Raw genomic sequence first — 13,393 nt, 5'->3', positions numbered from 1 at the left:
AGTATCCTATATTGTTTATTGTTAAAAATAACAACATGCTCTTCAAAAAATCAATATCGAAATTAATTGCTGAATCGAATGAGATTGGAACAGGAACACTGAAAAGGACGTTAACCAGCTACCATTTAGTTGCTTTAGGTGTAGGAGTCATAATCGGTGCTGGACTATTTTCACTTACAGGAATAGTAGCAGCTGAGAATACCGGACCAGCAGTGACTCTATCCTTCGTTGTTGCTGCAATTGTTTGTGCTCTAGCAGGTCTTTGCTATGCCGAATTTGCTTCGATGATTCCCGTAGCAGGAAGTGCTTATACTTATTCCTACGCTACTATGGGTGAATGGATGGCTTGGATTATCGGTTGGGATCTCGTATTGGAGTATGCCCTGGGAGCAGCAACAGTAGCAGTGAGCTGGTCTCAATATTTAAACCAATTCCTATCCGAATACGGTCTCCATATACCTCAGCAATTTCTCCATGGCCCTTGGGAAACTTACCAAACAACAGGTGGTAGTATAGAAACTGGTATTGTTAACTTACCTGCTATTATTATTGTATGTCTGTTATCCTTGTTATTAATACGAGGAACGGCAGAGTCTTCTTTTGTAAACAACGTTCTTGTTGTAGTAAAAGTAGCTGTTGTTCTAATCTTTATCAGCCTGGGCTGGTCATTTATGAATCCTGCTAATCATACTCCTTTTATCCCTGTCAATGAAGGAGAAGAGTTATTAAAATCTGGCAAAATAGGTTTGTTTGATTTTTTCAATGAAGGATACTTTGGACAGTATGGTATAACAGGTATATTAAGGGGTGCCGGTGTGGTTTTCTTTGCATTTATCGGTTTTGATGCGGTAAGTACTGCAGCACAAGAAGCTAAAAACCCTCAGAAGGATATGCCTATTGGGATTATTGGTTCACTATTAATATGTACCATATTGTATTTTTTGTTTTCCTACGTTATGACAGGATTAGCAAACTATACAGAATTTGAGAATAATGCTAAACCTGTTACAACAGCATTTGCAGTAACAGGTTATACTTTCTTAAATCAATTTATGATGATAGCAATTTTGGCTGGCTATACTTCAGTAATTCTGGTAATGTTATTAGGACAAAGCAGGGTATTTTACAGTATGAGTAAAGATGGCTTATTACCGAAGATGTTCTCTGATTTATCAAAAAAACAAACTCCTTGGAAGACCAACTTAATATTTATGGTTTTCGTTAGTCTTTTTGCTGGCTTCGTTCCAATTCTAGACTTAGGTCATATGGTAAGTATTGGTGCATTATTTGCATTTACGCTAGTATGTATCGGAATTATGGTCCTACGAAAAACAGAGCCAAACATTCATCGACCATTTAGAACTCCATGGGTTCCTTTCGTACCAATATTAGGTATAATAGTATGTGTTATTTTAATGGCGTCATTGCCAGTGGAAAGCTGGGAAAGACTAGCTATATGGATGATAATAGGTATTATTATCTATTTATTATATGGTAAAAAACATAGTATTATTCGAGCCGAAACTAAAGCCAAACAAGAATAAAGAATCTAATCGAAAGCATGAGTACGTATTTCAATTTCAAAGAAATTCTTTCAGTATCAATGATATTATTTGCCATCATTGATATACTAGGGTCCATTCCAATTATCATTGACCTTAGACAAAAGGTTGGTAAAATCCAATCTGAGAAAACATGCCTTGTTGCGTTGGGAATAATGCTGGCTTTCTTGTTTATCGGAGAACAGCTTCTAAATATTATTGGAGTAGATGTAGCATCATTCGCAATTGCAGGTTCTTTGGTAATCTTCTTTATTGCGATGGAAATGATTCTGGGGATTACTGTCTTTAAAGATGACAGCTACGAAACTGCATCTATTATACCTCTTGCATTTCCATTAATAGCAGGTGCAGGTTCACTTACTACGCTTCTTTCATTAAAAACAGAATTCGAAACCCAAAATATTATCATAGGAATCTTTCTGAATTTCATGGTGGTTTATTTAGTACTAAAGAATACATACCGGCTAGAGAAGATGCTTGGTAAAACTGGCTTAAGTGTATTAAGAAAAGCTTTCGGTATTATTCTACTAGCTATAGCTATTAAGCTATTTCGTTCAAATACCGGGCTTTAAATAGCAACTAGTCGGGCAGCAAAGAGTGTATCAGCGCGATCAGCCGTGCCTTCAAAATAAGTCATTTCTTCTAATTTGAAACCCTTAGTCTCAAGAAAGGCGACTTGATCCTCATTTTCTTGTTTATATATTGAACAAGTAATATAAATTAACGGTTTACCTGGTCGAATATGTTTAATTACATTTTCAATTATCTGTCTTTGTAAGTCTGAATAATATTTTAATTTTTCTTCAGAGAAAGATGTCATTCCTTCTGGTGAACGACCCCATGTTCCAGATCCGGAACATGGAATATCTAATATAATTCCATCAAACAATTCGTTGCTAAGCACCGATACAGGATTTTTCGTTAAGTCGATGATTTTTCTTCTGTACTCAGTTATATTCGAATTTGCTAAGCGACTATCCAGGTTTCTTAATATTGTATTTCGCGAATCGGAAACAAGCAATTTAACCCCAGAATGTAACTGTTTTAATAAAATAGATTTACCTCCGGAGCCAGCACAAGCATCCCACCAACTCTCACTATCTACAGCTTTAAAAAGATTCCCTGTTTTTTGAGAGCTTAGATCTTGAACCTCATATTTACCTTGGATTGATTTTATCTTATCCAGTTGACTCCCATTAACAAAGCTTAAAGAGTTTTTTGATATTTCATTATAATCAATACCATTTTCTTTAAGAGCTCTTTTAACTGTCTCTTCTTGACCAGAATGAATACGGATAAACAGATCAGGTTGTTTAAAATGACCTAATATAAACCTATCCAGATCAATCATATTCGAAACCTTATCTATGAGAGGAAACACAGTATTTATAGAAAACTTATACTCCTTTTCTAAGTAACTAAGCTTCTTATCTAAGCTTTCTTCAATATAAGGTATTAATTTAGGTTCTATTAAAGCTATAAAATCAGATGAACTTGTACAAAGAAATTCTGAGATCGCTAAACGTGTAAGTATAGATAAATCTTGAAGCCCTTTTCCGAGTCGAAAATAATTATAAAGCAATCTACTCGCTACTCGTCTATCATTTGAACCCATTTGTCGATTTTGCTTATAATAGCTAGTCAAAAATCTCGACAGTGGCTCTTCAAACTTATAGCTTAGAAGAATTCTTTCAAAGGTACGGAGCTGTTGCTCCAACCGCTTCTCATTAATCATATAATTATATTCTAGGAAAATAAAAACTAATTAACAGGAGTATACTGCGACCCATCAAACTGGAGTATACGTATATAAGAATTAACATACCCCCACTTAGAATTCTTCTCGAATCTGTAATTAGTTTGCAAACCGCTATACTCTTCAGAAATTAAATACTGAGGATAGTTAACACCATATTTTCCTAAAAGAGAACCAAAGAAATAACCTGTATCAAACCCTTTATATGCATACTCAGAGGGTTTTATCTTAAATTCCTCCAAATACTTTCTTTCAAAGTCGCGCACATTAGATTTATCAGGGCTTACATAAAATGAAGTAGTAATTTTAGTTTTAAGGGTGTTCAGATTGAAATCGTCAAAAGATGCTCTACTCCAATTAGGATGACCGAATAGCTCAATAGAGATGCCTAACTCAGCTTGTATCTCAACCAACCTGGAAAGTATTGAATTTACCACATATCTATCTAATGATCCTAATACAACAAGATTCTTTCCAGCAGAGCTAAATTTATCTGTGATCTGATCAATATCAGTAATTTCTGAAAAGCTAATCCCTCTTTCTGTTAAACTCTGTTTTAATGGGTTTAAAAATCCATTACTATCATCATCTAACTTATTAATAATAATGATATGATCACTTGACTTTTTAACGTCTTCTAAATAACCTGCAAGACCCTGGCTATGAAGATCTATTGGTGCAACTAAACTCACCAAATTAGGAATATTAAATTGAGATGGTCTTGAAGCTGCAAGAGGAGAAACCTGAAGGCTATATGTTAGTTTGCTGGCACTAGCAAATGCAGAAATTTCTTTTGGAAAAATAGGTCCAACTATTAAATCTGCAGATTGAACTTCAGGGGTAACTGCTAATCGAGCATTTTGCGCAATGTTGTCTCGCGTGTCCAGTACTGTTAATTTAAAGTTATATCCTTCCTGAACCAAATTATCCAAAGCTATTTTGAAACCCTGATAAAAGTCAAGTGGTACTTCCACATGTTTAATATCAGCCCGCGTAGGTTCAGATTTAATCTTCTCCAATTCAAATGGCAGCAACAATACAATGGAATTTACCCCCTCATTTATTGGTTTTGCAATATCTTCTTCAGGAAGTTCTGACTCAACAGGTTTTTCATCAGGTGGAGTAACCGGAACAGAAGGTCTAGGTTTTAATATAGAACAACTACTTATAAAAACAAGTAGTATTAACAATCCAACTAACCTACTCCCACTCAATCGTTGCTGGCGGTTTTGAACTAATGTCGTATACAACCCTATTGATTCCTTTAACATGATTAATAATTTCGTTAGATATCTTTGATAATAAATCATAAGGTAAATGAATCCAATCTGCAGTCATTCCATCCATCGACCCTACAGCACGTAAACAAATAACATGCTCATAAGTTCTCTCATCTCCCATTACCCCTACTGATTGTACAGGAAGAAATATTGCACCAGCTTGCCAAACCTGATCATACCAACCTGCATCTCGTAAATTACGTATGAAAATAGCATCCGCCTCTTGCAAAATCCTCACTTTATCAGCAGTTACATCTCCTAATATACGAATTCCTAATCCAGGACCAGGAAAAGGATGTCTACCCAAGATAATCGGATCCATTTCTAATGCCTTTCCAACTCTACGAACTTCATCTTTAAATAAAGACCTCAAAGGTTCTACAACCTTTAATTTCATAAAATCAGGTAAACCGCCAACATTATGATGAGATTTGATAGTGGCTGAAGGGCCGTTTACTGAAATAGATTCAATAACATCCGGATAAATTGTTCCCTGCCCTAACCACTTAACTTCTACTCCCTCAGGTAACTCTTTACTTATCTCGTGTGCAGCATCATCAAATACTTCAATAAATCCGCCACCGATAATTTTACGTTTCCTTTCAGGATCTTTTACCCCTTCTAATTGCTTATAAAACTTAGTCTTAGCATCTATCCCCTTTATATTTAAGCCCATATGCTTATAAGAATCAAGAACTTGCTCAAATTCACCCTTTCTCAACAATCCATTATCAACGAAGATACAATGAAGATGCTTTCCAATTGCATGATGTAATAAAATTGCAGCTACAGAAGAATCAACGCCTCCTGAAAGTGCTAATATAACATGATCGTCTCCTAATTGTTCACGAAGGTTTTTTATACTAGTTTCAACAAAGATATCGGCAGTCCAATCTTGCTGACATCCACAAATACCAATCAGGAAATTTTCTATTACAGTTTTCCCTTCAATGCTATGAGTTACCTCTGGATGAAATTGAATACCATAGGTTTGAGTATCATTTATTTGATAGGCTGCCACTTTCACATGATCAGTGCTGGCAATTATCTTAAAGTTATCAGGTACCATCGAGATAGTATCTCCATGTGACATCCAAACTTGAGAATTAGGCGATATATTCTTCAATAAAAGATTACTATCGTCCACAAACTGAAGATTAGCTCTTCCGTATTCCCTAACATTCGATGCTTTAACCTCACCACCAAGGTGTTGAGCTAAATATTGTGCACCATAACAAACGCCTAATAAAGGCAGGTGTTTATATATTGTCGAATAATCAAAAACTGGTGCATCTTCCTGATGAACGGAAAAGGGACTTCCAGATAAAATAACACCTTTAACTGATGAGTCAATTTTCGGTGGATTATTGTAAGGATGAATCTCACAATAAACACTCAATTCTCTAACTCGCCTTGCAATTAATTGTGTGTATTGGGAGCCAAAATCAAGGATAATAATCTTTTCTTGCATGGCCCCAAAGTTAGGAAATCATATTGAATTTTATGGCAACTAGATTTATGGAATTAAAGGTAATCTCACCAATCTAAAACAATTTTTCCAAAATGAGTTCCACTCTCCATTAATTGATGCGCCATAATTACATCTTTATAGGGAAAAGACTTATAAACAATAGGTTTATATAAGCCTGCAATGATCTTTGGCCAAACATTGATCTCAATTTCGCGAGCAAGATCAGCTTTAAATTGAGCATTTCTATTTCTTAATGTACTTCCAGAGATTGTTAACCGTTCCTTCATGATCTTTCCAATATTGAGATGAACGTTTGCTCCTTTAATTGCATTAATATAAATTAATCTACCATCAGGCTTCAGTATATTTATATTTTTTTCAAAGTAAGAACCCCCTATAATATCCAGAATTACATCAACCTTATTAGATCCCAATACTACTTCAAAATCTTCTGTATTATAATTAATAGCAATCGATGCGCCTAAATCAATACATTTCTGACACTTATCATCATTACCAGCAGTTACATAAACCGGATGATCAAAAATACGAGCAAGCTGAATAGCTGCAACTCCTATTCCACCACTTCCCCCATGAATAAGAATACTATCATCAGGTAACAGCTTCCCACGTTGAAAAACGTTATGCCACACTGTAAAAATCACTTCTGGCAATGTAGCAGCCTCTGTAAAAGTTAAATTCAATGGCTTAGGTAAACAATGTCTCTCATCTACAACAACATAACTTGAGTAACCACCACCTGCTAATAATGCACATACCTGGTCCCCTATTTTCCATCTGGTTACTTCAATTCCACATTCTTCAATAATGCCAGACACTTCCAATCCAAGGATATTCTGAACTATCCCATCAGGTGCATTATAATTTCCTTTACGCTGAAAAATATCCGGCTTATTAATACCCGAAGCAAACACCTTTATCAGAACCTCATTACTATCGCATCGCGGTTTTTCTCGTTCTACGATTCTCAATACCTCGGCATTGCCAGGCTCGTTATATATGATCGCTCTTATCATTTCATATCTGGAAATTTCTGTATCCTAAAATTAAATGAAGCAAGGAAATAGCGCCCTAAGCGATTATTACGAGTTTGGTAAATATCATTTCCCAAAACTTCATGAGTAACACCTGTATTTTCATTGAAAAGATCATAACCTTGAATACGAAAGGTTCCTCTCTTATTTTTCAAAAATGAATGCTCTATATAAACATTTAATAACGTTGGGTTTGCACTAATAAAGTCACTAAATCCATTGTTTATACGTTGAGATATATCAAAACTAAGAGACCATTCTTTAAAATATGTTTTACCCCCCAAACCAAATGTCCAGGTATAGGCATCGTTATCTATCATTGAGGATAATGTATTCCTAGTTTGATTTAATGTAAACGAACTTCTTAATCCTAGATCTAACCAATCCCCTAAATTATATGAGACATCAGCTGACTGTGTATAGACCAAATAACGACCGCTATTTTTTCTGAAATTAATGAAGGATATATTATTACTATAATTTGCTGAGCCACTTACATTAATATTGAATACCTGCTCTATCATAGATAATGAATAAAGATAGTATGCATTTGCATCGAAATAGCCTGATGTGTTTAAGAAACTAGTTTCCTGACGGGTACTATTACTAACAGAAACCCGATTAGTTACAATTTTATTTTTAATGTTCTGAAATGATAAGTTACTAAAGAAAGTATTACCAGATTTAAGGTTAAAGTTTCTAAACTGAAAACTTACATTATTTACAAATTCACTTTCAAGATCTGGATTACCAATAATTAAATTCTGAACGTTTGAGAGATCCCGAATAGGCTGAATCTGTGAAAAATCAGGTTGGTTGTTCCTTCCCATATAGGTAATTGAGAAATTACTAAATTTATTAACCTTATAAGAAAAGCGGGCACTTGGAATAAAATTAATGAATTTCTTATTTGTAGAGATATCACGATTTAATGTATATCCAACAATATTAGTGGGTTGTAAACCAAATCCGACTGTATAACTTGTTTGCTCATCATTATATTGATAGTTAAACCCAATCTGATCGCTTTGAAATTGATAAGCATACTTCATATAAGTAGAATCAACTTCTAATGAATTAGACTGTAAATTTCCAGTATTAAAGGTTTCGTGTTTATTCTTATTCGAAACATAATTATGCTCATAATTCAGTTCGATAAAGCTATTCTTATTAATTGGTTCTACATAAGAACCAAGAACATGAATATTCCCTGAATTCTGATCATTTAATAAAAGCTGCTGAAGTTGCTCGGTTTTTTCCAAGGGTTCAAATAGACTAGAATCTGTGTTTGTACGATATTCATTAATCCGATCTTTCTTTTCATTTCCTGAAATACTACTCTGAATGTTTATACTAAACTTCCGACCCGCTTTCTTAAATCTATGGTTCAATATAAAACTAATATCTCCATCAGGAGAAAAGACATTATTTTCCGAATTTAATGAACGATGCGTACTTAAATATCTGTTATTTATTGTGCTCACACTTGAGGAAAGACCGTTGGTAGAATAATAAGATAAAGTAGGGCTTATTTTAAAATAGGTCCTGCCACTAGCATTAGACTCAAAATTCCAGATAAGACTATGTCGGCCATTTTCTGTATCTGTATTCCTATTTTCCTCACTATTAATCGTATTATTCTGAAAAACACTGGTTAAATTGGTTGATCCTTCTGTATTATTTTTTCGATTAGTATAAATATAACCTCCATAAGTACTAACCGTCTCATTTAAATCATTTCTAAAATTAAATCCAAAGGAGTTAGTTCGATTAATACCATCATCTAATTCTATTATACTACTAAGGTCTGATGGATTACTTTCTCGGCCACCGCCGGTAACATCTCCGAAGCTAAATAAACTAGAGTTTGTATTATTTATAGAACCGAGTACTGATAACTGACGATCATCACTGAAACTATTTGCAGAAGCACTTGCCAAATATCGATAATCGGTTCCAACACCAGTAGTTAACTGGCCAAACATTCCTTGATTTCTATCTTCTTTTATTGAAATATTAATAATCTTTTCTGAAGAAGACTTTCGCATCCCTGTAAAATTCGACTGTTCGCCATAATCATCTATAACTTGAATATTTTCAACAATTTCAGCAGGCAAATTCCTGGTTGCTGTCAAAACATCTCCGCCAAAGAAATCTTTTCCATTTACCTTTACTCTGGAAATCAGACTTCCCTGAGCTCTCACAGCGCCTGATCTATCAACTTCTATTCCGGGTAACCTCTTTAATAATTCTTCCAGAAGCGCCCCCTTAGCCACTTTAAAAGCAGCAGCATTATATTGAATCGTATCCTCTTTTATAACAACTGGGACTCCAAAAACAACAACCTCATCAAGAACATTCTTTTGAGGTTCCATAACGATAAGAAGTTGGTTATCTACATCTAATTTATAATAGTCATCATGCACCTGATATCCTAATAAACTAGCGTTAAGACGGAACTCCGAAGATTTAACATTTCGGAAAACAAATCGGCCTGTATTACTTGTAGAAGTCAATAAACTATCCGTTTTAGAGATCAATCTAACATTAACCCCAGCCAAGCCTACACCTGCAGAATCCTGAACTACTCCACGAATATCCGCCGTTTGCTGGCCTTTAGCCAGAAACGAAATAGAAATTAGTGTAAAGACCAGAATTAACCGCATAAAAGATGATATATAAGGTTACTTTCCTTTTAAATTCTTAATCAACTCCCAAGAAGAATATAAAGTATATTTACCGAAATATAGAACTTTCTCCGAGTTAATACAATAAAATAGGGTTACCATTTTACAATGATAACCCTATTTTATTTAGTTTTTATTAAAACTATTCGCCAGAATACGATACCTTCTGAACATGTTTATCGATCTCCCAACGACCAGTTCCTTCTTCTCCAACTACATCGAATATTTCTAGAATTCTTCTAGCAACATATTCTTCTTCAATTTGTTCTTCCAGGAACCATTGCAAAAATTGAAAAGTAACAAAATCTTTACTTTTCATGCATTTATCAGCAATGTTATTGATTTGTTGTGTTACATGCATTTCTTGTTCTAAAGCCATTTCAAACACCGCACGGAAAGATTCAAAATCCTTAGGAATGTTTTTTATCTCAGGTGATATTGCACGGCCACCACGATCATTTACATATTTAAAAAATTTCATCATATGTACACGTTCTTCTGCTGCCTGTTTTTCAAAAAATTGAGCGCTATAATCCAATCCTTGATCATCACACCAAGAAGACATGGCTAAGTATATTGAAGAGGAATGAGCTTCTACCTTGATTTGCTCATTTAAAATATTCTCGATTTCTTCTTTCAAAGAAGTTTTTAAGCGAAGTAAGTCTTTCATGATCCTATATATTTATCTTATCACAATTCCGTGATACACTTCAAAAATAACAATTATAGGATTACATTGTTTGAGAATCTACAATACAAATTCAATCTAAATTAATAGAAGAGAGGATACAAGAAAATTGCCTTAACCTATTTTACTGAAGTGGATGGAGAATAGCTTAAGCACTCTTGAATTACACTGTTTAATTCAATCATAAAGCGAGCAGCGCTTAGCAGGTCTTTGAGTTGTAATATTTCAACTGCGTTTAATACAAAACAGCGTCTTGCTCTATACGACTGTAAAACAACTACATCTGAATGTCTAGAGGAATCTACCAGCATAGATACAATATCGATAGAATCAACTTCCTTCTTAAAAAATAAAAAATCAGAAACATTCAAGGAATACCACTCACCCGCAAACTCCAACCAATAACAGTTTTTTAAATTACATTGATAAACAGCTCCGAATTCTGTTCTATATAACTCATCTAAACAATTAAAATTTCTACACATATTGTACTTCCACTCTTAAGACATGCGAAGATATGCATTATCTATAATGAGTCCAAATAATAATAAGAAATATTTTTTTAGATTATACCGTACAAAGATTTTCCTTTAATTCCCAAACGGTTGATTCTATTCTCTACTGCTTCATCCTTCACTAATTCAGGAGCGTGGTGAGGCTTTTTGCGAGCATCAATAATAATTGGCCCCTTACACCCCCAGTGTTTATGAGATATAAAGCTTCCTACTCCATATATATCATGTGAAGGGTTACTGCGAGTAAACGTTACCCATAAAAAATTATTCAAGCTTTCAGAGGCAAAGAAAGCATCATCGCACAATACAATTAAACCAATACCGGTTAAATTATAATTCTCTAATACAGCTGCATATTCATTAATTATCCTACCATCTGTCTCATAATCTTTAAATGCTATCGTTTCAACTGCAATAATTCCCGGCATTACGAACTTAGAATTTATGAACCCTCTTAACTCTGGAAAGTCTAAAGGTTTATCGGTAATAAGTTCTCGTAGTTTATCTCCAGCTGCAGCAAAAACCACTTTCGATCCTGAATTAATGTCTTCTCCTGAATAATCAAGAGTATCAATGGATGTTTGAGTATGAAAATGTAAATCACGGCTTGGATCCAAACGTTCTAGTATATGTTGAAAGAATTTTGGAACATCATAAATGTCAAGATCTGGTTGATCTTCATACGCTGAAATAAAAAGATACTTAGCCAGGCTTAATTGGTTCGTACCTAATATTTGGTTTGCTATCGTCAAAATCTCTTGAGGGCGTTTTAATTTCAGATAAGGAGTATAACGCTCGCTTCCAATAGCCAATAATAAAGGATGAACTCCTGCTGCATCTACAGCATTTACAGCATGTAAACCGTTAATTTCGTTTGACATTGCCGAGCCTGTAATATCATGTATTAAGGCACCGAAACTTGTATCTTCTTGTGGTGGTCGGCCTACAACCGTAAAAGACCAAATAGGATCTTTACGATGATAAACGTTATGAACACGCATTAATGGAAAAGGATGAACCAAACTATAATAGCCTAGATGGTCTCCAAATGGCCCCTCAGGCTTATTCTCATTTGGATAAACGGTCCCTGTTATTACAAAATCTGCATCTGCTGAAATACAAAAACCTTCTTTATCATAAAAATAACGGAAATGTCGATTTCCTAGAACTCCAGCAAAAGTAAGTTCAGACAAACCTTCCGGCAAAGGCATTACTGCAGCCAATGCATGAGAAGGTGGACCTCCTACAAAAATACTCACTTTTAATGGCTTCCCTAATTCATTGGCTTTAGTTTGATGAATACCAATACCTCGATGTAATTGATAATGTAGCCCAATCTCTTGATCTTGTATATAATCATTTCCATTAAGTTGAATTCTATACATCCCTAGATTGGCTTTCATTGGGCCTGGATTATCAATATCCTCTGTATATACTTGAGGCATGGTAACAAAAGCTCCTCCATCCATAGGCCAATTTACTATTTGAGGTAAACTGCTAATTTGAATCTTAGCGTAGTCTATAGGAGTACTTGATCGAGATTTAATAGGAATAGCAGCAACCCCGGCACAGGCAGCCCTAAACGACTGAATAGGTTTCTTAATAGCATTAAAAGGATCTGAGCGAAGACTTACTAATCTCTTTACATTCTCTAATGTGTCGCGAAACATAAAATGCGACCGCTCTAAAGTGCCAAACAAATTAGAAACTGCGGGAAACTGGCTACCCTTAACATTTTCAAAAAGCAATGCAGGGCCCTGCTGATCATAAACACGCATATGGATGGCCGCCATTTCGAGGTAAGGATCAACCTCTTCCTTTACTCGGATTAAATGTCCATTCCTTTCTAAATCCTCTACACAATGCGCTAAACTTTTATATCCCATAGATTATTACCTTTTCACCAATAATACCTATTTAAAAACGTATTGTCTCTACTCCAAAGCGATTTAAAAAATCAATACCTTCATCTTCCGCCAAACCCTTATATTCTGCATAAGAGTTTCTATAGAAAACCTGTACAATTCCTGCTGAGAAAATTAACCGTGCACAAGGTAAACACGGAGAAAGTGTTGTATACAAAGTGGCCTGCTGCAAGTCTGCACCATTCTTTACGGCATATAAAATCGCATTCTGCTCTGCATGCAATGCAAGCGAACAACTTCCTTTACTATCTCTATCACATCCAACACCTGGCCACTCTTCATCGCAATTATGAGTTCCTGCAGGTGGACCATTATAACCAATCGAAATGATCCTGGTATCCTTGGACAGAACTGCACCTACTTGGGCTCTTACACAATGAGATTTTAGTGCAAGTTCCTCTGCAAGGTTCATAAAGATGTCATCAAAACTTGGCTTTCTCAAATTCAAAATCGG

At 35.0% G+C, this 13,393-nt stretch carries 11 protein-coding genes; 2 read left to right on the top strand and 9 right to left on the bottom strand.

Annotated features, from left to right (window positions below; genetic code table 11):
• The first annotated feature begins 35 nt into the window (after positions 1–35).
• Both C8N28_RS10670 and C8N28_RS10665 read left to right on the top strand, forming a co-directional pair.
• Positions 36–1,544, top strand: a complete 1,509-nt coding sequence (locus tag C8N28_RS10670; protein WP_132224642.1) for an amino acid permease — start codon at positions 36–38, stop codon at positions 1,542–1,544.
• 17 nt (positions 1,545–1,561) lie between these two features.
• On the top strand, positions 1,562–2,134 hold the full coding sequence (locus tag C8N28_RS10665) for a MarC family protein (RefSeq protein WP_132224640.1): 573 nt from the start codon (positions 1,562–1,564) through the stop codon (positions 2,132–2,134).
• Here C8N28_RS10665 and C8N28_RS10660 read toward each other — a convergent pair.
• The 9 genes from C8N28_RS10660 to C8N28_RS10620 all read right to left on the bottom strand — a co-directional run bounded on the left by C8N28_RS10660 (position 2,131) and on the right by C8N28_RS10620 (position 13,381).
• The gene (locus tag C8N28_RS10660; protein WP_246012797.1) at positions 2,131–3,297 is read right to left on the bottom strand and encodes an RsmB/NOP family class I SAM-dependent RNA methyltransferase; all 1,167 of its coding nucleotides are present in this window, start codon (positions 3,295–3,297) and stop codon (positions 2,131–2,133) included. The genes C8N28_RS10665 and C8N28_RS10660 overlap by 4 nt on opposite strands.
• 26 nt (positions 3,298–3,323) lie before the next feature.
• Positions 3,324–4,589 (bottom strand): ABC transporter substrate-binding protein, encoded by a 1,266-nt coding sequence (locus C8N28_RS10655; protein ID WP_132224638.1) that lies wholly within the window; start codon positions 4,587–4,589, stop codon positions 3,324–3,326.
• Positions 4,519–6,069, bottom strand: coding sequence for a glutamine-hydrolyzing GMP synthase (gene guaA, locus C8N28_RS10650; RefSeq protein WP_132224636.1), 1,551 nt, complete (start codon positions 6,067–6,069; stop codon positions 4,519–4,521). Before guaA ends, C8N28_RS10655 begins: the two co-directional genes overlap by 71 nt.
• Positions 6,070–6,134: 65 nt before the next feature.
• Positions 6,135–7,106 carry an NAD(P)H-quinone oxidoreductase gene (locus C8N28_RS10645; RefSeq protein WP_317127334.1) on the bottom strand — a complete coding sequence of 324 codons (972 nt, stop codon included), beginning with the start codon at positions 7,104–7,106 and terminating at the stop codon, positions 6,135–6,137.
• Positions 7,103–9,790, bottom strand: a complete 2,688-nt coding sequence (locus tag C8N28_RS10640; protein WP_132224634.1) for a TonB-dependent receptor — start codon at positions 9,788–9,790, stop codon at positions 7,103–7,105. The genes C8N28_RS10645 and C8N28_RS10640 overlap by 4 nt, the downstream gene beginning before the upstream one ends.
• Before the next feature lie 163 nt (positions 9,791–9,953).
• Complete coding sequence (locus tag C8N28_RS10635; protein ID WP_132224632.1) at positions 9,954–10,481, bottom strand: ferritin; 528 nt, start codon at positions 10,479–10,481, stop codon at positions 9,954–9,956.
• A 137-nt stretch (positions 10,482–10,618) separates the two neighbouring features.
• Positions 10,619–10,984: a DUF6686 family protein gene (locus C8N28_RS10630; RefSeq protein WP_132224631.1), complete on the bottom strand. Its 366-nt coding sequence runs from the start codon at positions 10,982–10,984 to the stop codon at positions 10,619–10,621.
• A gap of 77 nt (positions 10,985–11,061) precedes the next feature.
• Positions 11,062–12,900 (bottom strand): UbiD family decarboxylase, encoded by a 1,839-nt coding sequence (locus C8N28_RS10625; RefSeq protein WP_132224629.1) that lies wholly within the window; start codon positions 12,898–12,900, stop codon positions 11,062–11,064.
• 31 nt (positions 12,901–12,931) lie between these two features.
• Positions 12,932–13,381, bottom strand: coding sequence for a deoxycytidylate deaminase (locus C8N28_RS10620; protein WP_132224627.1), 450 nt, complete (start codon positions 13,379–13,381; stop codon positions 12,932–12,934).
• Positions 13,382–13,393: the final 12 nt, after the last annotated feature.

This window comes from Albibacterium bauzanense, assembly GCF_004339765.1.
Taxonomy (GTDB): Bacteria; Bacteroidota; Bacteroidia; order Sphingobacteriales; family Sphingobacteriaceae; genus Albibacterium; species Albibacterium bauzanense.
Note: the sequence above shows the minus strand (reverse complement) of the source record. Positions and strands in the feature narration are given on the sequence as shown.

What these genes read in the sequence shown, in the direction of transcription:
- C8N28_RS10670 (WP_132224642.1), top strand. Translation starts at nt 36, where the DNA reads ATGCTCTTCAAAAAATCAATATCGAAATTAATTGCTGAATCGAATGAG.
- C8N28_RS10665 (WP_132224640.1), top strand. Translation starts at nt 1,562, where the DNA reads ATGAGTACGTATTTCAATTTCAAAGAAATTCTTTCAGTATCAATGATA.
- C8N28_RS10660 (WP_246012797.1), bottom strand. Translation starts at nt 3,297, where the DNA reads ATGATTAATGAGAAGCGGTTGGAGCAACAGCTCCGTACCTTTGAAAGA.
- C8N28_RS10655 (WP_132224638.1), bottom strand. Translation starts at nt 4,589, where the DNA reads ATGTTAAAGGAATCAATAGGGTTGTATACGACATTAGTTCAAAACCGC.
- guaA (WP_132224636.1), bottom strand. Translation starts at nt 6,069, where the DNA reads ATGCAAGAAAAGATTATTATCCTTGATTTTGGCTCCCAATACACACAA.
- C8N28_RS10645 (WP_317127334.1), bottom strand. Translation starts at nt 7,106, where the DNA reads ATGATAAGAGCGATCATATATAACGAGCCTGGCAATGCCGAGGTATTG.
- C8N28_RS10640 (WP_132224634.1), bottom strand. Translation starts at nt 9,790, where the DNA reads ATGCGGTTAATTCTGGTCTTTACACTAATTTCTATTTCGTTTCTGGCT.
- C8N28_RS10635 (WP_132224632.1), bottom strand. Translation starts at nt 10,481, where the DNA reads ATGAAAGACTTACTTCGCTTAAAAACTTCTTTGAAAGAAGAAATCGAG.
- C8N28_RS10630 (WP_132224631.1), bottom strand. Translation starts at nt 10,984, where the DNA reads ATGTGTAGAAATTTTAATTGTTTAGATGAGTTATATAGAACAGAATTC.
- C8N28_RS10625 (WP_132224629.1), bottom strand. Translation starts at nt 12,900, where the DNA reads ATGGGATATAAAAGTTTAGCGCATTGTGTAGAGGATTTAGAAAGGAAT.